Raw genomic sequence first — 20,806 nt, 5'->3', positions numbered from 1 at the left:
GCTATTCCCGCCGGATCAGCCTGTCGGCGACCAGCGAGGAGAAGAGCCCCGGCTTGAACTCGCGCTCCAGCCGCTCGGGATCGTAGATCGTGGCGACCCAATCCAGGAAGGCGATGCCCTTCGCGTCGCCCTCGTGGCGATAGGTCTCGAAGAAGGCGTCGAGGATGCCGGTCTTGGCGAAGCGGAAATGGCCGTAGCGCAGCGAGAGCTGGCGCATGGCTTCGTCGAGCGGTCGCCCCTCGTGGACCAGCAGATAGAGCGCCGAGAAGAAGCCGGCCCGGTCGGCGCCGGACTTGCAATGCACCAGGGCGGGCTCGTCGAGGCTCTCGAAGAACGCCTTGGCACCGAGGATGGTCTCGCGATCCGGCGCGCCGCGCGAGCGCAGCACGAAATCGACGAGCTTGATGCCGTGGCGCTCGCAGGCTTCCTTCTGGAGCGGCCAGGAGCCGTGCTCGCGCCCGCCGCGCAGGTTGACGATGGTCTTGACGCCCTTGCGGGCAAAGGCCGCGATCTGGCCCGGCGCCGGCTGGGCCGAGCGCCAGAGCCGCGGCGTGACGCGGTGCGCGTTGAGATAGGCGAGCCGGAAGATGCCGTGGTCGACCAGCAGCATGTTGGCCCAGGCACGCAGGCGCTGGCCGCGGCCTTCGATCGGCCGGTCCCAGCGGGCGATGCGGGCCATGCGGCGGGCATAGCGCTCTTCGTCGGGGCGCAGGCGGCTCAGCACGGCCTGATCTCGCAGCTTTTCATGGGGCGCCCGATAGCAGCGCGGGCGCGCCTACGCAAATCGTCTGGTGACCAAGCGCGACGGAAGGGCTTGGCGTTTTCGCCGCGAACTTGCATAAGGCCCGGCGAAATTCCCAAGCGACAGGTTCCAGCATGCGCATCGACGCCATCTCCATCGGCAAGAACCCGCCCGAAGAAGTCAATGTCCTGATCGAGGTGGCGATCGGCGGCGAGCCGATCAAGTACGAGATGGACAAGGAAGCGGGCACGCTCTTCGTCGATCGCTTCCTCTATACGCCGATGCGCTATCCCGGAAACTATGGCTTCATCCCGCACACGCTCTCGGAAGACGGCGACCCTTGCGACGTCCTCGTCGCCAATACGCGCCCGCTGGTGCCGGGCTCCTATATCGCGGTCAGGCCCATCGGCGTGATGCTGATGGAGGACGAGGGCGGCGGCGACGAGAAGATCATCGCCGTGCCCGTGCCGAAGCTGACCAAGCGCTACGAGAACGTCCATAACTACACCGATCTGCCGCAGATCACGCTCGACCAGATCCAGCACTTCTTCGAGCATTACAAGGACCTGGAGCCCGGCAAATGGGTCAAGCTCAAGGGCTGGGGCGACGCCGCCATGGCCCGGAAGCTGATCGTCGAGGCGATCGAGCGCGCGAAGGCCGCGAAGAAGGGCTGAGTGTCATCCCGCACGCGCTGCGGCACGAAGTGCTGCTGCGCAGATGCGGGACCGTTTTCAGGAAAGGGCGCCCTCTCGTGCAAGGGGCGCCTTTTTATTTAAGAGGCGCCTTCTCGTCGCGCGGTCCCGTGTCTGCGCAGCAGCACTCGCGTGCCGCAGCGCGCACGGGATGACGCCGGCTCGCCGGTGGCGAACGTAGCCCTTACGCAGCGATCGCTTCCGCCAGCGCGACCGTGCGCTTTGCCATATCGGCATGCAGCAACTCGACCATGCGGCCGTCGAGCTGGATTGCGCCCTTGCCGGCATTTTCCGGGAGGTTGAAGGCCGCGATGACGGCGCGGGCCTTGGTCAACTCGGCCTCGTCGGGCGCGAAGACCGCATTGGCCACCGCGACCTGCGAAGGATGGATCAGGGTACGGCCGTCGAAGCCGAGATCGCGGCCCTGCTCGCATTCGGCCAGGAAGCCAGCTTCGTCCTTGATGTCGTTATAGACGCCGTCGAGGATGTCGATGCCGTGTGCACGGGCGGCGAGCAGGGCGCTCGTCAGCCAGGGCAGCATCGGCGCGCGGCCGGGCACGAAGCGGGCGCGGGTTTCCTTGGCGAGGTCGTTGGTGCCCATCACAAAGCAGGCGAGCCGCGCCACCGGATCGCGGGCGGCGCGGGCGATGCGCTCGACATCGAGGATGGCGAGCGGGGTCTCGATCATCGCCCAGACGGTAATGGCGGGATCGGCCCAGAGGCCGTTCAGCTGGTGGCCGACTTCGTGCAACGTCTCCGGCGCCGAGACTTTCGGGATCAGGATCGCCTGCGGCTTCGCCTCGGCGGCGGCGGCGAGATCGTCAGCGAACCAGGGCGTGCCGACGCCGTTGACGCGGATCACCAGCTCGCGCCGGCCATAGCCGCCGGCCTTCACGGCAGCGCAGACCTGCTCGCGAGCGGTTGCCTTGGCGTCGGGAGCGACGGCGTCCTCCAGGTCGAGGATCAGGACGTCGGCCGCGATTTCGCGGGCCTTTTCGAGCGCGCGGGCATTCGAGCCCGGCATATAAAGGGCACTGCGGCGGGGGCGTATCGTGCTCATGGTCTCTCCTGACACGGGCCGGCTGTAGCTCTCGCATATTCGCTGCGCGGACCATTGGTTCTTCACGCGAACCGGTGTCCACTTCGCTTGAAAATGCTTTGGTGCTGCACTGCACAGTAGAGCAACGCAGCTGCAATACCAGCGCTGCGAAAGGCGGAGGGAACGGGATGGTACGGCTCGCCGGCGTCGATGGCTGCAAGGGCGGCTGGATCGCCGCCATTGTTTCCGATGACGGGTCGGAGGCGCCGGTGATCCGCGTGGTGCAGTGCTTCGCCGATCTGTTCACAGGCGAGGTCGTGCCTGATCTCGTCGCGGTCGACATGCCGATCGGCCTGCCGGATCGGGTACAGGGCTCTGGACGCGGGCCGGAGCAGGCGGTGCGGGCGCTGCTCGGCGACCGGCAATCCTCTGTCTTCTCCATCCCTGCGCGCTGGGCGGTCGAGGCGACCGACTATTGGGAGGCTTGCGCGCTGGCGCTCGCGGCGTCCGATCCGCCGCGGAAGGTTTCCAAGCAGGGCTTTCACCTGTTTCCGAAGATTCGTGAGATCGACGGCCTGCTGCGATCCGAACCCGGTTTGCACGAGCGCGTCTTCGAGATTCATCCCGAGCTCGCTTTCCGCACGATGCGGGGCGCGCCGCTGCTCCACCCCAAGAAGATCAAGGGCGTGGTCAATCCGGAGGGGCTGGCGGAGCGCCGGAGCTTGCTGACCGCAGCCGGCATCCCGGCAGACGTGGCCGACGCCCGCCCGCCGCGCGGAGCTGCTGCCGATGACCTGCTCGACGCATTAGCGGCGCTGGTCGTCGCCCGGCACATTGCCGCCGGGCGTGGGCGGCCCTTCCCCGATCCGCCGGGACGCGATAGCCACGGGCTTCCGATTGCGATCTGGACCTATCGTCCAGCCTCCGAGCCTGATCAGGATATCGTCATGAGCGCACGCCCCGTCACCCGTCCGATGATCGAGGAAGCGGCGGCGCGTATTGCCGGCCATGCCCGCGTCACGCCGGTGATGCGGCTGGGCACGGGCGCTTTCGGAGCCGCGGCGGATATCTCGCTCAAGCTCGAATGCCTGCAGCATGCCGGCTCGTTCAAGACGCGCGGCGCCTTCAACAACCTGCTCTCGCTGCCGGTGCCGGCGGCCGGCGTCTCGGCCGCGTCGGGCGGCAATCATGGCGCGGCGGTGGCCTATGCCGCATCGAGGCGCGGCGTGAAGGCGACGATCTTCGTGCCGGAGATTTCGCCGGCGGCCAAGATCGAGGCGATCAAGCGCTTCGGTGCCGATGTCGTGGTCGGCGGCGCGCAGTATGACGACGCGCAGGCGGCCTGCGACCGCTTCGTCGCCGAGACCGGGGCGCTCAAGATCCATCCCTTTGCGGCGGTGGAGACCATTGCCGGGCAGGGTACGCTCGGCCGCGAATGGGACAGCCAGGAGCCCGATCTCGATACGGTACTCGTCGCGGTCGGCGGTGGCGGCCTGATTTCGGGCATCGCGAGCTGGTTCGCCGGCAGCAAGATCAAGGTCGTCGGCGTCGAGCCGGAAGGCTCGCGCGCCTTGCAGGCCGCGTTCGACGCCAAGGGGCCGGTCGAGGTCAAGGTCGCGTCGGTGGCGGCGGATTCGCTGGGCGCCCGCAATGTCGGTCAGCTTGTCTATGACGTGACCCGGGATAGCGTCGATCACATCGCTCTGGTGCCGGATGCGGCGATCACGGAGGCGCAGGGCGTGCTCTGGCGCGATTTCCGCCTTGCTGTGGAGCCGGGCGGCGCGGCGGCTTTGGGCGCGCTGCTCTGCGGGGCCTACAAGCCGGCGAAGGGCGAGCGGCTCGGCGTTCTCGTCTGCGGCGCGAATGTCGACCTGGCGAAGCTCGCCGCGATCGTAGGGTGAAGGGGCGTCATTCTCGGGCTTGACCCGAGAATCTCATTCAGGAGGAGGCGCCTTTCCGTCCTGAGATGCTCGGGTCAAGCCCGAGCATGACGGCTGTCGTCATCAGCAGGGCTTGCCGCCGCCCTTGGTTGCAACGCAAACTCGCCTTCGATCAGGAGACGATGCATGCCCGGCTCTAGCCCTAAGACCAGTTCCGGACGTTTCTTCGAGGATTTCCACCTCGGCGACAGCATCGTCCATGCGACGCCGCGCACGGTGCGGGCCGGCGATGCAGCGCTCTATTCGGCGCTCTACGGCTCGCGCTTTGCGGTGCAATCCTCGGACGCCTTCGCTGGCGCGATCGGCTATCCCACGGCGCCGATCGACGACCTGCTCGTGTTCCACATCGTCTTTGGCAAGACGGTGCCGGATATCTCGCTCAATGCCGTCGCCAATCTCGGCTATGCCGATGGGCGCTTCCTCAAGCCGGTCTATCCCGGCGATACGCTCTCGACCACGTCGGAGGTGATCGGGCTGAAGCAGACCTCGGCGGGCGATGCCGGCATCGTCTATGTTCGCTCGATCGGCCGTAACCAGCACAACGCGATCGTGCTGAGCTATGCGCGTTGGGTGCTGGTGCGCAAGCGCGAGCCCGGCACGCCGGCCCATGCCGAGCAGGTGCCGGAACTGACGAAGGCCGTGCTGCCGGAACAGCTCGGCGAGGGCTGCCCCCGGATCGAGCTCGCTGCTTACGACGATGCGCTCGCCGGCTCGCGCTTCCGTTGGGGCGACTATGCCGTCGGCGAGCGGATCGACCATGTCGACGGCATGACCGTCGAGGAGGCCGAGCACCAGCTCGCGACCCGGCTCTACCAGAACACGGCGCGGGTGCATTTCGATGCCCATGCGGCGCAAGGCACCCGTTTCGGTAAGCGCCTGATCTATGGCGGCCATGTCATCAGCCTGGCGCGGGCGCTCTCCTTCAACGGGCTCGGCAATGCCTTCCACATCGCCGCGATCAATGGCGGGCGCCATGTCGCGCCGCTCTTCGCTGGCGACACCGTCTATGCCTGGAGCGAGGTGCTGGGCAGCGCGGAGATTCCCGAGCGCGGCGATGTCGGCGCGCTCCGGCTCCGGCTGATCGCGACCAAGAACCGCGCTTGCGCAGATTTCCCGCTGAAGGCCGGAGATCAGTACGATCCGAGCGTGATTCTCGATTTCGACTACTGGGCGCTGCTGCCGCGCTAACGTTTTCGTAACAAAATGACGATTTTCAGAATCTGTAACTTCGTTCTGGCCATGCCGCATTGCAGCGCCGGGACGGTTTCGTTAGACAACCAGTCACTCTAGAATGATCCCAAATGGGTCCGCCGCCGTCGACGGACCGCCTGACCGGAGAAGAATATTGGCCGAGGTCAAGCCCGCGGCGCGCCCGCTTTCGCCCCACCTGCAGATTTATCGCTGGTCCTGGACGATGGCGATGTCCGTCGCCCATCGCGTCACCGGCACGGGGCTTTATCTCGGCACGGTGCTGATCGCCGCGTGGCTGGTCGCCGCCGCCTCCGGCCCGGCCGCCTTCGATACCGCGCAGGCCATCGCCGGCTCCTTCATCGGCCGGCTCGTGCTCTTCCTCTACAGCTTCTCGCTGATCCACCACATGGTCGGGGGCTTGCGCCATTTCGTCTGGGACATGGGCAAGGGCTATGAGCCGCAGACGCGCATGAACATGGCGAAGTTCACGCTCGTCGCCTCGGTGAGCCTGACGATCCTGGTCTGGATCGTCGCCCTGGTCCTGCGCTGAGGAGCCGCGTTATGCTGTCCAATTCCTCGATGCGCACCCCGCTCGGCCGCGTTCGCGGCCTCGGCTCCGCAAAGTCCGGCACCGGCCATTTCTGGCTGCAGCGCGTCACCGCCGTCTCGAACCTGATCCTGACGATCATCTTCATCGGCATCGTCATCGCGCTGGTCGGCCGGCCCTATCCGGGCGCGATCGCGCTTCTGTCGCATCCGCTCGTCGCGATCCTGATGCTGCTCTTTATCCTCTCGGCCTGCGTCCACATGCGTCTGGGCATGCAGGTCGTCATCGAGGACTACGTGACCAACGAGGGTCTCAAGATCCTCGCCGTGATGGGCAACACCTTCTTCGCCATCGCCGTCGGCGCCGCCAGCGTCTACGCGGTGCTGAAGCTGTCTTTTGGAGGCTGATCCGATGGCGATCACCAAGTCCCGCCCGGTTCCGGCCTATACCGGCACCGCCTATCCGATCACCGACCATACCTTCGACGTCGTCGTCGTCGGCGCCGGCGGCGCGGGCCTTCGCGCCACGGTCGGCTGCTCGCAGGCGGGCCTGCGCACCGCCTGCATCACCAAGGTGTTCCCGACCCGCTCGCACACCGTCGCGGCGCAGGGCGGTGTCGCCGCCTCGCTCGGCAACATGGGCAAGGATACCTGGCAGTGGCACATGTACGACACCGTGAAGGGGTCGGACTGGCTCGGCGACCAGGACGCCATCGAGTATCTCGTGCGCAACGCGCCGGCCGCCGTCTACGAGCTCGAGCATTGGGGCGTGCCGTTCTCGCGCACCGAGGACGGCCGCATCTACCAGCGCCCCTTCGGCGGCATGACCACCGAATTCGGCGAGGGCCCGCCGGCCCAGCGCACCTGCGCCGCGGCCGACCGCACCGGCCACGCCATGCTGCACACGCTCTACGGCCAGGCGCTGCGCTACAATACCGAGTTCTTCATCGAGTATTTCGCCATCGACCTGATCATGGACGAGGACGGCCATTGCCGCGGCGTGATCGCGCTCAAGCTCGATGACGGCACGCTGCACCGCTTCCGTTCGCAGCAGACCATCCTGGCGACTGGCGGCTATGGCCGCGCCTATTTCTCCGCGACCTCGGCGCATACCTGCACCGGCGACGGCGGCGGCATGGTGCTGCGCGCCGGCCTGCCGATGCAGGATATGGAGTTCGTGCAGTTCCACCCGACCGGCATCTACGGTTCGGGCTGCCTGATCACGGAAGGTGCGCGCGGCGAGGGCGGCTACCTCACCAATTCCGAGGGCGAGCGCTTCATGGAGCGCTATGCCCCCTCGGCCAAGGATCTCGCCTCGCGCGACGTCGTCTCGCGTTCGATGACGATGGAGATCCGGGCCGGCCGCGGTGTCGGCAAGGAAAAGGACCACATCTACCTGCATCTGGATCATCTGGATCCGAAGATCCTGCACGAGCGCCTGCCGGGCATCTCGGAGAGCGCCAAGATCTTCGCCGGCGTCGATGTCACCCGCGAGCCGATTCCGGTGCTGCCGACCGTGCATTACAACATGGGCGGCATCCCGACGAACTATCACGGGGAAGTGCTGACCAAGGTCGGGGGCGATCCGGACACCGTGGTGCCCGGCCTGATGGCGATCGGCGAAGCCGCTTGCGTCTCGGTCCACGGCGCCAACCGCCTCGGCTCCAACTCGCTGATCGACCTCGTCGTCTTCGGCCGCGCGGCCGGCCTGCGCTGCGCCGACACGGTGACGGCGGGCGAGAAGCAGCCGGAGCTGCCGAAGGGCTCCTCGGACCTCGCGCTGACCCGCCTCGACAAGTACCGCAACGCCTCCGGCGGCACGCCGACCGCGGTGCTGCGCGACCGGATGCAGCGGACGATGCAGAACAACTGCGCCGTTTATCGTGAGGGCGACACGCTGGAAGAGGGCCACAAGCTCATCCACGAGGTCTGGAACGGCATTACCGATGTCGGCACCAAGGACCGCTCGCTGATCTGGAACTCCGACCTGATCGAGACCCTGGAATTCGACAACCTGATCACCCAGGCGGTCGTGACCATGGATTCGGCGCTGAACCGTCCGGAAAGCCGCGGCGCGCATGCCCGCGAGGACTATCCGAACCGCGACGACAAGGACTGGATGAAGCACACGCTCGCCTGGATCGACGACGAGAAGCGCACGATCACGCTCGATGACCGGCCGGTGCACACTTACACGATGTCCAACGACATCGAGTACATCAAGCCCAAGGCACGGGTGTACTGAGGGACTCCGATGGCTGAATTCAATCTCCCGAAGAACTCCCGCCTCGTCGAGGGCAAGGCCTGGCCGAAGCCGGCCGGCGCCAAGAAGCTGACCGAGTTCAAGGTCTATCGCTGGAGCCCGGACGACACCGAGAACCCGCGCACCGACACCTATTATGTCGACCGCGACGATTGCGGGCCGATGGTTCTCGACGCGCTGATCTGGATCAAGAACAAGGTCGACCCGACGCTGACCTTCCGCCGCTCCTGCCGCGAGGGCATCTGCGGCTCCTGCGCCATGAACATGGACGGCAAGAACGGTCTCGCCTGCACCACCGGCATCGACGAGTGCGGCGCCAAGGGCAAGGTCGCGATCTACCCGCTGCCGCACATGCCCGTGGTCAAGGACCTCGTGCCGGACCTGACGCGCTTCTATGCCCAGCACGCCTCGATCGAGCCTTGGCTGCAGACCACGACGCCAGCCCCCGAGAAGGAATGGCGCCAGGCCAAGGACGACCGCGAGAAGCTCGACGGGCTCTACGAGTGCATCCTCTGCGCCTGCTGCTCGACCTCCTGCCCGAGCTACTGGTGGAACGGCGACCGCTATCTCGGCCCGGCCGCGCTGCTGCAGGCCTATCGCTGGCTGATCGACTCGCGCGACGAGGCGACAGGCGAGCGGCTCGACAATCTGGAAGACCCCTTCCGGCTCTATCGCTGCCACACCATCATGAACTGCGCGAATGCCTGCCCGAAGGGCCTGAACCCGGCCAAGGCGATCGCGGAGGTCAAGAAGATGATGGTCGCCCGCCAGGTTTGATGCAGGGTGTCATCCCGTGCGCGCTGCGGCATGGAATGCCGCAGCGCAGACACGGGACCGTTCTCCGATAAGAGCGCGTTCTCTCACGAGGGCGCGCTTTTTCATTGAAAGAGGCGCCCTCTCCTGAGGACGGTCCCGCATCTGCGCAGCAGCACTGCGTGCCGCAGCGCGTGCGGGAAGACACGCTTCATCAGCGGATATAGCGCCCCGGCCGGAACGGCGTCGGGTCGATCGGCGGCTTCTCGCCGCAGACCATCGCGGCGATCAATTCGCCGGTGATCGGGCCGGTCGAGAAGCCGATATGCTGGTTGCCGAAGGCGAGCCAGAGGCCGGGATTGCGGGGCGCCTCGCCGATCATCGGCAGGGAGTCCGGCAGGGTCGGCCGGGCGCCGCGCCAGGTTTCGCCGACGACCTCGCCGAGCGGGAAGGCCTCGCGCGCCGCGGCGGTCGCGCCGTCGATCTGGCGGTGCTCGTCGGGCGCGTCGCGGAAGGACAGGTCGACGCCGCTGGTGACGCGAAAACCCTGCTCCATCGGCGCCATGTAATAGGCGCCGTCAACATCGTAGATCGGCCGCGACAGGCCGGTGCCGGCTTCCGGCTTGAGATGGCGGTGATAGCCGCGCTCGACATCGAGCTTCGGATCGATGCCGAGCGGCTTCAGCAGGTCGCCACTCCAGGGGCCGAGAGCGACGACCGCGAGATCGGCCTCGAACGAGCCCGAAGCGGTGCTCGCGCGCCAGCCATTGCCATTGCGTGCGAGGCCGGTGATCGCGGCCTGCTCGATCCGGCCGCCGCGCTGGGCGAAGAGCGCCGCATAAGCTTCGGTGACGGCGCCGGGGGAATCGACAGAACCGACGCAGGGGATCAGCAGCCCGGCCGGGAAGATCGGATTCAGGCCTGGCTCGATGCCGGAAATACCCTGCCGGTCGAGAACCTGCGACTCGATGCCGTGGCTCTTCAGGAAATCATGTTCGGCTCGCGCGGCCTCATGTCCGCCCTCGCTGCGCCAGAGCTTGAGCGTGCCGGTCTCGCGCAGGCGGTGCGACACGCCGGCCTCGGCCATCAGGGTGCGGTGGCGCTCGACGGTACTCTCCGTCAGCGCCTGCAAGGCGGTGATGCGGGCCTTGGCCTGCGAGGGCCGGGCTTCCCAGAGGAAGCGGAGCAGCCAAGCCGGCCGGCTGAAGGCGCGGGTCCAGCTCAGGTTGAGCGCCGGATGGCGGTTGCCGAGATAGCCGGTGATATTGGCGTAGAGCGAGGGATTGTTGAGCGGCACGATCGAGGAGGCCGCGAGCACGCCGGCATTGCCGTAGGAGGTTTCGCGGCCCGGCGCCTTGCGGTCGATCAGCGTGACCGCGATGCCACGCTTCTGGAGCGCAAGCGCGCAGGAGACGCCGACCATGCCGGCGCCGAGAACGAGAGCTGTACGGGTCAAGGCGATGTCGCTCCGGCTTCCGCCGGCTCCTTCAGCCAATGGTCGAGGAAGGCGTCGAGCCAGAGCCGGATCGCCGGGTCGTGCTGGAACCAGCCGGGCACATGGGTGTGGCCGAGCTGGGCGCCGGGCATCAGCGTGCGCTCATAGCCGCGCACCGACCAGCGATACATCATCGCCGGCGTCACCTCGGGGTGGAACTGGATGCCATAGGCCTTCGAGCCGGCGCGGATGGCCTGGACCGGGAAATCGCCTCCGGTCGCGAGGCATTCCGCCCCGTTCGGGCAGTCGAAGCCGTCGCGATGCCATTGATAGACCGTGCCGGGCCAGGCGAAGCCGGCCGTCGCGGCATGGGAATGGCCGGCATCGGTAACGGCGAGCGGGTAATAGCCGACCTCGGCACGGCCCTCGCCATGGGTATAGACGCGCGCGCCCATGTGCTTCGCCAGCATCTGCGCACCCAGGCAGATGCCGAGGAAGGCGGCATCCTCCTTCAGGCAGGTGCCGATCCAGTCGATCTCGGCCTTGATGAAATCCTCGGGATCGTTCGCGCCCATCGGCCCGCCGAAGATCACCGCGCCGGCATGCTCGCGCATGGTCTGCGGCAGCGGATCGCCGAAGCGCGGCTTGCGGATGTCGAGCGCATGACCGCGCGCCTGCAGCAGACGGCCGACGCGGCCGGGCGTCGAATGCTCCTGATGCAGCACGACCAGCACCGGCTTCGGTGCGGGCCTTGGCCTGCGGGTGGTGAGGGGGGAGCGGGTGCGGCGAGCCGGACGCAGGGGGAAGGCGTGGTCGTTCATCACGGACTTCAAGGTCGCTCGCGCGGAACGTCGGGGAGGGACGGCGCGCGAAGCCATGCCAGATCGCTCCCGAGCATGCGGTTCCAGACGGGACGAAGCAAGCAATTTATGCGCCGGAATGCGGCAACCGTCCGGCAATCTTCGGCTTGCTTATCGCCGCGACAGGGGTCGCGAGGGCGCTCAGCTTGACGTTCGCCGCCTTATCTGAGATGAGAATGAACATTCATTCTCATCGTTTCGAGTTCGCATGTCACCCGTGGTTCCCGCCTCGTCGCCCGAGTCCGTCCTGTCGGAACGGCATATCCGCATCCTCGACGCGGCCGAGCGCGTCTTCGCGCGCGCCGGTTTCCATGCGGCGACGATGCAGGATGTCGCGGCTGAAGCCGGCATGAGCCCGGGCAATCTCTACCGTTATTTTTCCTCGAAGGACGCGATCATCGAGGGCATGACCGAGCGCGATCGCAGCCTGATCGCGGAGGATTTCGGCAAGCTCTGTCCGAATAACGGCTCGCTGCTCGACCAGCTGGAGGCGCTCGGCCGCAAGCATCTCGTGGACCAGCCGCGCGAGAAGGCGGTGATCGCCGTGCAGATCTGGGCCGAGGCCGCGCGCAATCCCGGCATGGCGCGGATGTGCGCGGACATCGAGAGCACCGTGATCGACGGTCTCGCGGCTGCGATCCGCGAAGCCAAGTCCAATGGCGAGTTGTCGCCGCTGCTCGACGAGGGCCGCTTCCTGATGGCGATCTCGATGATGGCGGATGGCTTCTTCTGCCGGCGGGCGATGGACCCGAATTTCGATGTCGTGGCAGCGGCCGACACGCTCTTCGACGGCATGCGCCAGCTTTCCCAGACCATGCTCCTGCCCGAAACGGAGACGCAGTCGTGATCTCTGCTTCCACCGGGCTTTCCCCGCTTCCGTCCGGCCTGATGGCCGCAACAGGATTCCCTCCGATGTCCCTTCGTTCGATCGTTCCGCTCAAGGCGATGGTCGCGCTGGCCCTGCTGGCCGCGCCGCTGCCGCTGCAGGCCCAGACCGCCGCTCCGGCCGCGCCTGCGGCCGCCGGGCCCTCCGTCACGGTGACGCAGGCGCAGACGACCGAGATCGTCCAGAGCGTGGTCGTCTCCGGCTCGATCGTCGCGCGTGACGAGATCCTGGTCGCGCCGGAGGTCGACGGGTTGTCGATCGTCGAATTGCTGGCGGAGGAGGGCGACAAGGTTGCGCGCGGGCAAGTGCTGGCCCGGCTGAGCCGGACGACACTCGAGGTGCAGAAGGTTCAGAATGACGCCCAGATCGCGCGTGCCGAGGCGCTGATCGCCCAGGCCAAGGCCCAGATCGCCGAGGCCGATGCCAATCTCGTTCAGGCCAATAATGCCTTCGACCGCACCAAGTCGCTGCGCGAGAGCGGCAATGCCAGCATCGAGATGTTCGACCAGCGCGCCGCGGCGGCGCGCTCGGGCGAGGCCCGGGCCAATTCGGCCCGGCAGGCCCTGGCGATCGCCAGCGCCGACCTCGCTTTGGCGCAGGCGCAGGGCAAGGACATCACCGTCAAGCTCGCGCGCACCGAGATCAAGGCGCCGCGGGCCGGCATCGTCAGCCGGCGCACGGCGCGGCTCGGCGCGATGGCGAGCATGCTGCCGCAGACCGACCCGCTGTTCCGGATCATCGCCGACGGCGCGGTGGAGCTGGAGGCGCAGGTCGCCGAGGTCGAGCTTCCCAAGCTCAAGCTCGGGCAGGGCGTCGCGGTGACCCCGGCCGGTGCCAACGACGCGCTGGCGGGCACGATCCGCCTGATCATGCCGGAGGTCGACAAGGCCTCGCGGCTCGGCCGCGTCCTCGTCGCGCTCGACGGCAACCCGCCGGTCGCGATCGGCTCCTTCGCGCGCGGGGTCATCGAGACCGGCCGCAAGCGTGCCGTGACCCTGCCGCTTTCGGCCATCACCTATAACCGCGCCGGTGCGACCGTGCAGTCCGTGAAGGACGGCAAGGTCACGACCAAGCCGGTGACGCTCGGGCTCGTCGGCCATGGCCGCGCCGAGATCGCGAGCGGCATCATCGAGGGCGAGACGGTCGTGGCACGCGCGGGCACCTTCGTGCGCGACGGCGACATGATCACGCCCGTCGCGACGAACTGACGGACACATTCCATGAACGTCAATTTCTCAGCCTGGTCGATCCGGAAGCCGGTTCCGGCGATCCTGCTCTTCGTCGTGCTCTGCGTGCTCGGGCTGCTCGCCTTCTCGAAGCTGCCGGTCACGCGCTTCCCGAATATCGACGTGCCGCTGGTCTCGGTTACCGTGACGCAGTCCGGCGCTGCGCCGGCCGAACTCGAAAGCCAGGTCAGCAAGCGCGTCGAGGACACGGTCGCCAACATCACCGGCGTCAAGCACGTCACCTCGACATTGACCGACGGCCAGTCGCTGACGCTGATCGAGTTCCGGCTGGAAACCAATACCGACCGGGCCGTCAACGACGTCAAGGACGCCATCGCCAAGATCCGGGCGGACCTGCCGCGTACGATCGACGAGCCGATCATCCAGCGCATCGATGTCGAGGGCCAGTCGATCCTGACCTATGGCGCGGCCTCGGCCGGCATGACGCTGGAGCAGCTCTCCTGGCATGTCGACGATGTCGTCGCGCGCGAATTGCAGGGTTTGAAGGGCGTCGGCCGGGTCGAGCGCTATGGCGGCGTCGACCGCGAAATCCGCATCTCGCTCGATCCCGACCGGCTGCTCGCGCTCGGCATCACCGCCGGTGAGGTCAACCGCCAGATCCGCGCGACCAATGTCGATCTGGCCGGCGGGCGCGGCGAGGTCGGCGGGCAGGAGCAGGCGATCCGTACGCTCGCCGGTGCGCGGACCGTCGCCGAGCTGGCCGAGACCAAGATCACGCTCTCCGGCGGGCGCGAGGTCCGCCTGAAGGAGCTTGGCCGCGTCGAGGATTCGAATTCCGAACCGCGCGCCTTCGGCCGTCTGAACAAGAGCCCGGTCGTGACCTTCGCGGTGTTCCGCTCGAAGGGGTCGAGCGAATTGTCGGTCAAGGATGTGGTGGCGCAGCGCGTCGAGGAACTGAACAAGCGCTTCCCCGACATCAAGATCACGCCGATCGACGACGCCGTCGCCTATACCTACGGCAACTACAAGGCGGCGATGGAGACGCTGCTGGAGGGCGCAGGGCTTGCCGTCCTCGTCGTCTTCCTGTTCCTGCGCAACTGGCGGGCGACGCTGATCACGGCGGTCGCGCTGCCGCTTTCGGCCATTCCGACCTTCTGGGCGATGGAGCTGATGGGCTTCTCGCTGAATCTCGTCAGCCTGCTCGGCATCACGCTGGTGACCGGCATTCTCGTCGACGACGCCATCGTCGAGATCGAGAACATCGTCCGGCATATGAAGATGGGCAAATCGCCCTATCGCGCAGCGATGGAAGCGGCCGACGAGATCGGGCTCGCGGTCATCGCGATCACGCTGACCATCGTCGCGATCTTCGCGCCTGTCTCCTTCATGGGCGGCGTCGCCGGCCAGTATTTCCGGCAGTTCGGCCTGACGGTCGCGGTCGCGGTGCTGTTCTCGTTGCTTGTCGCGCGCCTGATCACGCCCATGATGGCGGCCTATCTGATGCGGCCGGTCGACCATGCCGATCCGAAGGACGGCTGGGTCATGGGCGCCTATGTCGGCCTGCTCAAGAACACGCTGAAGAAGCGGCGCATGCCGTTCTTCCCGCGCTTCGACGGTACCGGGCGCTGGCGCACCATGCCGTTCAACACGGCCTATGCGACGCTGGTGGTCGGCTTCATGTTCCTGGTCGGCTCGATCCAGGCGACGCAGATGTTGCCGACCGGCTTCATCCCGGACGAGGACACCTCGCGCGTCGTGGCCTCGGTTGAATTGCCGCCGGGCTCGATGCTGGAAGACACCCGCGTCACCACCGACAAGCTCGTCGATGTGCTGAAGACGATCCCCGAGGTGCGCGACGTCTTCGTGCTCGGCGGGGCCTCGCCGACCGGCCAGCGCGAGGTGCGCCGCGCCTCCGTCTTCATCCTGCTCAAGCCCAAGGCCGAGCGCGACATCGCCCAGAAGGAACTCAAGGTCACGATCGCCGAGAAGCTCGCCAGCGTGCCGGATGTGCGCGCCTGGTATGTCAACGAGCGCGGCGAGCGCGAGATGGCCTTCTCGATCCTGTCGAAGGACGGCGAGGCGCTGGATGCCGCGGTCGCCAAGATCGAGGCGCGGATGCGCCAGGTCGACGGCTATCTCAATGTCGCGACGGCGGGCTCGCTGAGCCGGCCGGAGCTGCGCGTCACGCCGAAGCTGGAGGAGGCCGCCAATCTCGGTGTCACGCCGGAGGCGATCTCGGAAGCCGTGCGCGTCGCGACGATCGGCGATGTCGGGCCGAACCTCGCCAAGTTCAATGCGGGCGACCGGCTGGTGCCGATCCGCGTGCAGCTCGACGAGGCCGCCCGCACCGACATGCGCAACATCGCGGCGCTGCGCGTGACCAACGCGACAGGCGTCTCGATCCCGATGACGGCGGTGGCCGATATCGGCTTCGGCGAGGGACCGAGCTCGATCGACCGCTATGACCGCGTCCGCCGCGCTCAGATCGGCGCGGACCTGAAGCGCGGCTTCGAACTCGGAACCGCCCAGGACAAGTTCCAGGAGATCGTCAAGGAAGTCGGCCTGCCTGACGGCGTCTGGATCGCCGCGACCGGCGATGCCGAGATCCAGGGCGAGGTCGTGCAGGGTTTCATCACCGCGATGACGACCGGCCTGATGCTGGTCCTGGCGGTGCTGATCCTGCTGTTCGGCTCGGTCTTCCAGCCGATCACGATCCTGCTTTCGCTGCCGTTGTCCTTCGGGGGCGTGGTGATCGCGCTGCTCGCGACGCAGAACGCCGTCTCGATGCCGGTCTATATCGGCCTGCTGATGCTGATGGGCATCGTCACCAAGAACGCGATCATGCTGGTCGATTTCGCGGTGGAAGAGGTCGGGCGCGGCAAGGACCGCTTCACGGCGCTGATCGAGGCCGGCCGCAAGCGGGCAAGGCCGATCCTGATGACCACGATCGCGATGGCGGCGGGCATGCTGCCCTCGGCTTATGGCGTCGGCGATGGCGGCGAGTTCCGCGCGCCGATGGCGATCGCGGTGATCGGCGGCCTGATCGTCTCGACCGTGCTCTCGCTCGTCTTCGTGCCGTCCTTCTACATGGTGATGGACGATCTCTCGCGGGCGACGGGCTGGCTCTTCGGCCGCTTCCTGGGCAAGGCCGAGGACGAAAGCCAGTGGGAGCCGATCGACGAGCACGCGGCGCCCGCGATCGCGACGGCGGAAGCGATGTCGAAGCCGGCTCCGCCGCGGCTGGCGGCGGAATGAGGCGTCAGGGCTGGAGTTCGAGCGGGAAGGGCGTGCGTTCGTAGATGGGGAGGAGGTCTTTCCTGCGGGCAAACTCCTCTTCCCAGTCGTGGAGTAAGGCTATGACCCCCTCGCGGTCCTTTGCGGCGACGAGGGCGCCGAGCTGGCTTGCATATCTGAACTCCGGCTGCCGCCAGTTCTTCATCATGAGGTGCCAGTCCTTGATCTTTTCGTAGACGGCAGCAGCTTCATCGAAGCGTCCAAATGCAGCATGCATATGGATTTGATAGGGTTCGTAGTGGTTCAACCAGTTGTCGTACTCATAAGAACGCGGCTCGCCTTCGACGTGGAACATATCCTCGATCGATTGCACCCGGCGCAGCATCGGCAGGATACGATGCTCGAATGTCTCGATGACAGCCTCGGTAAAGCCGGGTTCCGACCAGAAGCGTGGGCCTTCCTTGGGCAGCCAGAAAATATCGGCACACAGACCTTGAAGCGATCCGAAAGGATTGAAAGCGTGGCCGATATGCCAATAGAAGCGTGGATAGTCAGCATTCCAGCTTCGGTCGATGGATATCGAGCGAAGCACATGCCGTAGCGGTGCCAGAACGATGAAGGGGCCTCTTACGATCAGGTCGTCATGACGTGACGCGACGGCCTCCAGAACTTTCTTGATCTGCCTCTTCGTCGTCATTGCTTCGGCCTCACCTCAATGACAAGCACACGTCGGATCGGCCCGAAGCCCAATTTTGCTGCATTGGCGAGAAGCTCAGCCCGTCGGTCGGACAGACCAGCTTTGCCGGTTTTCAGATCATAGACACAAAGGGTTCCATCCTGGCGATACTCATAGGCGTCCACACGGATTGATCCCGGATACCCATAGCGTGCCGAGCTTTCTCCCGCTCCCTCACTGACTTCCTTGAGGAATGATTGCTCCGCCTTGAAATAAGGCTCGTAGCGCTCGTCCATATAGTTCTTGAAACGTGAGTGGACTGCGGTTCCGTAAATGGCTCGCGATGGATAGAGATCCGGAGAGCCGGCGGCATTGGCCGCGCGATCCGTCAGTTCCCGGACGTCCGGCCAGCGCTGGCAGGCCAGCTCGGCTTCCTCATTGCTGACGCGCCCGGAATAGCTGAGGTCGAGCTTGCCGTTCGTGGCGTCTCCCGGCTGGTACTCACGGACGTTGAAGCCTATGACGGCCTGCCGGCCGTCGATGCCGTTGAGCGGCGACATCCAGTTGAACAGGATGGCCCCGCCGGTGATGATGGCTGGCGAGGCGACCAGCGGTGCAAAGGCCGGCTGCACCGTCGCATCGGGCTCAGGCCCAGACGGCGTCCAGATCGTGCGGGCGACGAGATCGCCGTCGGGGCCGCCGGCATAGATCGACTGGACGTTGCCGGCCGTTTCGAAGCTGGTCTTGTTGCCATCGCGGTCGATGACGGTCTGGCGTTCGTCGAAGCCGGCGGCGCGCGAGGCGGCGTATTCCGACTGGATCGTCGTGCCCTCGCCGTCCGTGACGGTCTGCTCGAAGATCGAGCCATCCTCGTTCCAGCCCTCGCCGAGCGAGGACCAACCGGTATCGGCACCCAGCGAGCTGCCATCGGGAGAAAGGGGATCCGTCGGGCTGGAGCTGCCACCTCCGCCCGCGCCGCTGGTCCATTGTCCGCCGCCGGCATTGCCGGAGGGGACGCGCGGCTGGTTCGGGTTGTACTTGCGGCGCCAGTGATCGCGCCGAATCAGGCAAAGCTCGTCGCGCAGCCGCAACAGGCGAAGCCGCGCGGCGCGCAGTTCGCGATCCGCATAAGGACGATGGAGGATCGGCATGAGAGGCTCCTGGACGGGAGCCCCATTGTCATGCCGCTACGGCAGGCGGGGATAAGTTCGGGCGGGCCTCACCCAGTCAGCTCCTGCCGTCGCGCCAGCGCGTCGCGATAGGCCTTGGTCAGCTCGTCGAGCACGGATCGCTCGGGCCGGGCTGCGTCGAGATGGAGATGCCGAAGCTCCTGCATGAAGCGCTCCCAGAGCGCCGGGCCGCCTTCGCTGAGGAGTTCGGCGCGGATCGAGAGTTCCTCGGTCACTGGCAGGAAGTTTCTGCCCCACTCCCCCATCGCGGCGAAGACGGGGACGAGCGCGATGCCCATCTCGGTCAGGCTGTAGATCGCCTTCTGCTTGTGCGTGGCGTCGTCGCGGCGCGAGAGCAGGCCCTTCTCGACGAGGCGCTTCAGGCGGTCGGCGAGGATGTTCGAGGCGATGCCCTCGTCCGATTTCGCCAGCATCTCGCGGAAATGCCGGCGGTTTCCGAACATGATGTCGCGGAGCACGATCAGGCTCCAGCGATCCCCCAGGATTTCCAGCGTCAGATTGATTGGACAGCCCGAACGGCCGGTCTCGCGCATGCTCGTCTCCAAAACCGCTTGCAATATAGGATCGGTTTCGCTATCCATCAACCAGTTGCAAATCGAAACTGGTTTTGACCGGACCTATCAGGAGGATGCGATGGCCAAGGTGATCGTCTGGAATCTGATGACGCTGGAAGGATTCTTCGAGGGCAAGGAGAAGTGGGATCTCGGCTTCCATGAGGACGCCTGGGGCGAGGAGCTTTCCGAGCTGAGCAGCGATTTCGGGCGCAAGGCGGGGCTGCTGGTCTTCGGCCGCGTTACCTATGAGGGGATGAAGGCCTATTGGACCTCGACCCAGGAAGAGGGCGAGACCAAGGCCTTCATGAACGCCCTGCCGAAGCTCGTGGCGTCACGCAAGCTGACTGGCTCCAACTGGAACAACACCACGGTGACGGCGGATATCGCCGGCGAGATCACGCGTCGCAAAGCTCAGCCGGGCAAGGATATCTATGTCTTCGGCAGCGCCGAGCTGACGGAGTCGCTGCTGGCGGCGGGGCTCGTCGACGAGATCATGATCGCGGTCGCGCCGGTCACGATCGGCCAGGGCACGCCCCTGTTCAAGCCGAACGCGGAGAAGCGTCACTACGCGCTGATCGCGGCCCGTCCTCTCAAGAACGGGACCGTGATCCTGCATTACGGCGTGAAGCCTGCGGCCTGACAGGGCGGCTCAGCCGCGCCGGACCAACAGCACGGCGGCGAGAATGGCGACGCCGCCGAAGGCCTGGACCGGGGTCGGCTGCTCGCCGAACAGCGCCCAAGCCGCGAGCACGCTGACCAGAGCCGGCCAGACCATGACGAGCGAGGCGGCACCGGCACCATAGCTGCCGAGCGAGAGCGTGATCAGGCCCTGGCCGAGCGCATGCGAGACGAGGCCGAGCGCGGCCACCGCGAGCCAGCCCTGCAAGGTCGCCGGAATGACCTGCTCACCCAGCATCAGCGCGGCGGCGAGGCAGAACACGGCGCAGATGATGCTGGAGACGAGGCTGACATAGCCGGCTCCGGCACCGTCGCGGGCGCGGCGCACCGCCAGGATATAAGCGGCATAGGACAGGGCGGCACCGACAGCGAGGCCGTCGCCGAAGAGATTGCCGGTGACCTGCTCGGCGCCGGTGAATTTCGGCAGCACCAGCAGGATCGCGCCGGCAACCGCAAGCATCAGCGCGCCGAGGATGCGTCGTGACGGCTTGTCGCCGAGCAGAAGCCAGCCGCCGAGCACGACGCCGACCGGCGAGAGATTGCCGAGCAGCGAGGCATTGGCGATCGTCGTATGGCCGAGCGCGGCATTGTAGAGCGTGACGTCGATGCCGAAGGTGAGGCCGGCCAGCGCGACCGCGATGAAGGCGCCGCGGCCGATCTTTTCGCCCGCCGGCCTGCGCTGCTCCAGCGCGGTCCAGGCGACCAGCACCGGCAGCGCGAAGAGCATGCGCCAGAAGCCGGCCGCGGCCGGGCCGACATCGGCAAGGCGCACGAAGATGCCGGAAAAGCCGATGCAGGTGGCGCCGGTGAGCAGCGCGATGAACATGGCCAGCGCAGGCGATGCGGGCCGGACGGGAATGGCAGGGGCGGACATGGCGTCTTCTGACGATTGGTGAAGCCAGCTTCGGCCGCGACGGCGCGGCCTGCTCGGCTTCGTTCG

19 protein-coding genes are annotated in these 20,806 nt (G+C 66.6%); 11 read left to right on the top strand and 8 right to left on the bottom strand.

Going from position 1 to position 20,806, the window contains the following annotated elements:
* Position 1 precedes the first annotated feature (1 nt).
* Positions 2 to 724: a fused DSP-PTPase phosphatase/NAD kinase-like protein gene (locus tag AC3WMA_RS14550; protein WP_492286050.1), complete on the bottom strand. Its 723-nt coding sequence runs from the start codon at positions 722 to 724 to the stop codon at positions 2 to 4.
* A 152-nt stretch (positions 725 to 876) separates the two neighbouring features.
* On the opposite strand from AC3WMA_RS14550, the gene ppa reads away from it, so the two are divergent.
* Positions 877 to 1,416, top strand: coding sequence for an inorganic diphosphatase (gene ppa, locus AC3WMA_RS14545; RefSeq protein ID WP_265056912.1), 540 nt, complete (start codon positions 877 to 879; stop codon positions 1,414 to 1,416).
* A 202-nt stretch (positions 1,417 to 1,618) separates the two neighbouring features.
* Here the strand turns inward: ppa and AC3WMA_RS14540 are convergent, their stop codons facing one another.
* Entirely contained in the window at positions 1,619 to 2,494 is an 876-nt protein-coding gene (locus AC3WMA_RS14540) for an HpcH/HpaI aldolase/citrate lyase family protein (protein ID WP_492286049.1), read from the bottom strand.
* A gap of 167 nt (positions 2,495 to 2,661) precedes the next feature.
* On the opposite strand from AC3WMA_RS14540, the gene AC3WMA_RS14535 reads away from it, so the two are divergent.
* The 6 genes from AC3WMA_RS14535 to AC3WMA_RS14510 all read left to right on the top strand — a co-directional run bounded on the left by AC3WMA_RS14535 (position 2,662) and on the right by AC3WMA_RS14510 (position 9,190).
* Positions 2,662 to 4,374 (top strand): serine/threonine dehydratase, encoded by a 1,713-nt coding sequence (locus AC3WMA_RS14535; protein WP_492286048.1) that lies wholly within the window; start codon positions 2,662 to 2,664, stop codon positions 4,372 to 4,374.
* Positions 4,375 to 4,539: 165 nt separating this feature from the next.
* A complete protein-coding gene (locus AC3WMA_RS14530) occupies positions 4,540 to 5,601 on the top strand; it encodes a MaoC family dehydratase (protein WP_492286047.1) in 1,062 nt (353 codons plus the stop codon).
* A 154-nt stretch (positions 5,602 to 5,755) separates the two neighbouring features.
* Positions 5,756 to 6,154 carry a succinate dehydrogenase, cytochrome b556 subunit gene (gene sdhC, locus AC3WMA_RS14525; RefSeq protein WP_492286112.1) on the top strand — a complete coding sequence of 133 codons (399 nt, stop codon included), beginning with the start codon at positions 5,756 to 5,758 and terminating at the stop codon, positions 6,152 to 6,154.
* Positions 6,155 to 6,165: 11 nt separating this feature from the next.
* Positions 6,166 to 6,558 carry a succinate dehydrogenase, hydrophobic membrane anchor protein gene (sdhD, locus tag AC3WMA_RS14520; RefSeq protein ID WP_492286046.1) on the top strand — a complete coding sequence of 131 codons (393 nt, stop codon included), beginning with the start codon at positions 6,166 to 6,168 and terminating at the stop codon, positions 6,556 to 6,558.
* Positions 6,559 to 6,562: 4 nt separating this feature from the next.
* Positions 6,563 to 8,395, top strand: coding sequence for a succinate dehydrogenase flavoprotein subunit (gene sdhA, locus AC3WMA_RS14515; protein ID WP_492286045.1), 1,833 nt, complete (start codon positions 6,563 to 6,565; stop codon positions 8,393 to 8,395).
* A 9-nt stretch (positions 8,396 to 8,404) separates the two neighbouring features.
* Complete coding sequence (locus tag AC3WMA_RS14510; RefSeq protein ID WP_336810200.1) at positions 8,405 to 9,190, top strand: succinate dehydrogenase iron-sulfur subunit; 786 nt, start codon at positions 8,405 to 8,407, stop codon at positions 9,188 to 9,190.
* Positions 9,191 to 9,380: 190 nt separating this feature from the next.
* On the opposite strand, the gene AC3WMA_RS14505 is transcribed toward AC3WMA_RS14510, so the two are convergent.
* Complete coding sequence (locus AC3WMA_RS14505; protein WP_492286044.1) at positions 9,381 to 10,622, bottom strand: NAD(P)/FAD-dependent oxidoreductase; 1,242 nt, start codon at positions 10,620 to 10,622, stop codon at positions 9,381 to 9,383.
* Positions 10,619 to 11,422 (bottom strand): glutamine amidotransferase, encoded by an 804-nt coding sequence (locus AC3WMA_RS14500; protein ID WP_492286043.1) that lies wholly within the window; start codon positions 11,420 to 11,422, stop codon positions 10,619 to 10,621. Before AC3WMA_RS14500 ends, AC3WMA_RS14505 begins: the two co-directional genes overlap by 4 nt.
* A 247-nt stretch (positions 11,423 to 11,669) precedes the next feature.
* On the opposite strand from AC3WMA_RS14500, the gene AC3WMA_RS14495 reads away from it, so the two are divergent.
* The 3 genes from AC3WMA_RS14495 to AC3WMA_RS14485 all read left to right on the top strand — a co-directional run bounded on the left by AC3WMA_RS14495 (position 11,670) and on the right by AC3WMA_RS14485 (position 16,789).
* Positions 11,670 to 12,308 (top strand): TetR/AcrR family transcriptional regulator, encoded by a 639-nt coding sequence (locus tag AC3WMA_RS14495; protein ID WP_492286042.1) that lies wholly within the window; start codon positions 11,670 to 11,672, stop codon positions 12,306 to 12,308.
* Positions 12,309 to 12,373: 65 nt separating this feature from the next.
* Complete coding sequence (locus tag AC3WMA_RS14490) at positions 12,374 to 13,555, top strand: efflux RND transporter periplasmic adaptor subunit (protein WP_492286041.1); 1,182 nt, start codon at positions 12,374 to 12,376, stop codon at positions 13,553 to 13,555.
* 12 nt (positions 13,556 to 13,567) lie between these two features.
* A complete protein-coding gene (locus AC3WMA_RS14485; protein ID WP_492286040.1) occupies positions 13,568 to 16,789 on the top strand; it encodes an efflux RND transporter permease subunit in 3,222 nt (1,073 codons plus the stop codon).
* Between the two features lie 4 nt (positions 16,790 to 16,793).
* Here the strand turns inward: AC3WMA_RS14485 and AC3WMA_RS14480 are convergent, their stop codons facing one another.
* From AC3WMA_RS14480 to AC3WMA_RS14470, 3 genes are all read right to left on the bottom strand, one after another.
* The gene (locus AC3WMA_RS14480) at positions 16,794 to 17,465 is read right to left on the bottom strand and encodes a hypothetical protein (RefSeq protein ID WP_492286039.1); all 672 of its coding nucleotides are present in this window, start codon (positions 17,463 to 17,465) and stop codon (positions 16,794 to 16,796) included.
* Positions 17,462 to 18,595, bottom strand: a complete 1,134-nt coding sequence (locus AC3WMA_RS14475) for a hypothetical protein (protein WP_492286038.1) — start codon at positions 18,593 to 18,595, stop codon at positions 17,462 to 17,464. Before AC3WMA_RS14475 ends, AC3WMA_RS14480 begins: the two co-directional genes overlap by 4 nt.
* 68 nt (positions 18,596 to 18,663) lie before the next feature.
* Entirely contained in the window at positions 18,664 to 19,167 is a 504-nt protein-coding gene (locus tag AC3WMA_RS14470; protein ID WP_492286037.1) for a winged helix-turn-helix transcriptional regulator, read from the bottom strand.
* Between the two features lie 100 nt (positions 19,168 to 19,267).
* Between AC3WMA_RS14470 and AC3WMA_RS14465 the strand changes: the two genes are divergently transcribed.
* Positions 19,268 to 19,828, top strand: coding sequence for a dihydrofolate reductase family protein (locus tag AC3WMA_RS14465; RefSeq protein ID WP_492286036.1), 561 nt, complete (start codon positions 19,268 to 19,270; stop codon positions 19,826 to 19,828).
* A 9-nt stretch (positions 19,829 to 19,837) separates the two neighbouring features.
* On the opposite strand, the gene AC3WMA_RS14460 is transcribed toward AC3WMA_RS14465, so the two are convergent.
* On the bottom strand, positions 19,838 to 20,740 hold the full coding sequence (locus AC3WMA_RS14460) for a DMT family transporter (RefSeq protein WP_492286035.1): 903 nt from the start codon (positions 20,738 to 20,740) through the stop codon (positions 19,838 to 19,840).
* Between the last annotated feature and the right edge of the window lie 66 nt (positions 20,741 to 20,806).

The organism is Allobosea sp. FW305-C-101, assembly GCF_058783685.1.
Note: the sequence above shows the minus strand (reverse complement) of the source record. Positions and strands in the feature narration are given on the sequence as shown.

Bases quoted from the DNA above. Each gene is read 5' to 3' on its own strand.
- AC3WMA_RS14475 (WP_492286038.1), bottom strand. From the start codon at position 18,595: ATGCCGATCCTCCATCGTCCTTATGCGGATCGCGAACTGCGCGCCGCG.
- AC3WMA_RS14480 (WP_492286039.1), bottom strand. From the start codon at position 17,465: ATGACGACGAAGAGGCAGATCAAGAAAGTTCTGGAGGCCGTCGCGTCA.
- ppa (WP_265056912.1), top strand. From the start codon at position 877: ATGCGCATCGACGCCATCTCCATCGGCAAGAACCCGCCCGAAGAAGTC.
- AC3WMA_RS14470 (WP_492286037.1), bottom strand. From the start codon at position 19,167: ATGCGCGAGACCGGCCGTTCGGGCTGTCCAATCAATCTGACGCTGGAA.
- sdhD (WP_492286046.1), top strand. From the start codon at position 6,166: ATGCTGTCCAATTCCTCGATGCGCACCCCGCTCGGCCGCGTTCGCGGC.
- sdhA (WP_492286045.1), top strand. From the start codon at position 6,563: ATGGCGATCACCAAGTCCCGCCCGGTTCCGGCCTATACCGGCACCGCC.
- AC3WMA_RS14490 (WP_492286041.1), top strand. From the start codon at position 12,374: ATGTCCCTTCGTTCGATCGTTCCGCTCAAGGCGATGGTCGCGCTGGCC.
- AC3WMA_RS14485 (WP_492286040.1), top strand. From the start codon at position 13,568: ATGAACGTCAATTTCTCAGCCTGGTCGATCCGGAAGCCGGTTCCGGCG.
- AC3WMA_RS14465 (WP_492286036.1), top strand. From the start codon at position 19,268: ATGGCCAAGGTGATCGTCTGGAATCTGATGACGCTGGAAGGATTCTTC.
- AC3WMA_RS14540 (WP_492286049.1), bottom strand. From the start codon at position 2,494: ATGAGCACGATACGCCCCCGCCGCAGTGCCCTTTATATGCCGGGCTCG.
- AC3WMA_RS14535 (WP_492286048.1), top strand. From the start codon at position 2,662: ATGGTACGGCTCGCCGGCGTCGATGGCTGCAAGGGCGGCTGGATCGCC.
- AC3WMA_RS14510 (WP_336810200.1), top strand. From the start codon at position 8,405: ATGGCTGAATTCAATCTCCCGAAGAACTCCCGCCTCGTCGAGGGCAAG.
- AC3WMA_RS14530 (WP_492286047.1), top strand. From the start codon at position 4,540: ATGCCCGGCTCTAGCCCTAAGACCAGTTCCGGACGTTTCTTCGAGGAT.
- AC3WMA_RS14500 (WP_492286043.1), bottom strand. From the start codon at position 11,422: ATGAACGACCACGCCTTCCCCCTGCGTCCGGCTCGCCGCACCCGCTCC.
- AC3WMA_RS14495 (WP_492286042.1), top strand. From the start codon at position 11,670: ATGTCACCCGTGGTTCCCGCCTCGTCGCCCGAGTCCGTCCTGTCGGAA.
- AC3WMA_RS14460 (WP_492286035.1), bottom strand. From the start codon at position 20,740: ATGTCCGCCCCTGCCATTCCCGTCCGGCCCGCATCGCCTGCGCTGGCC.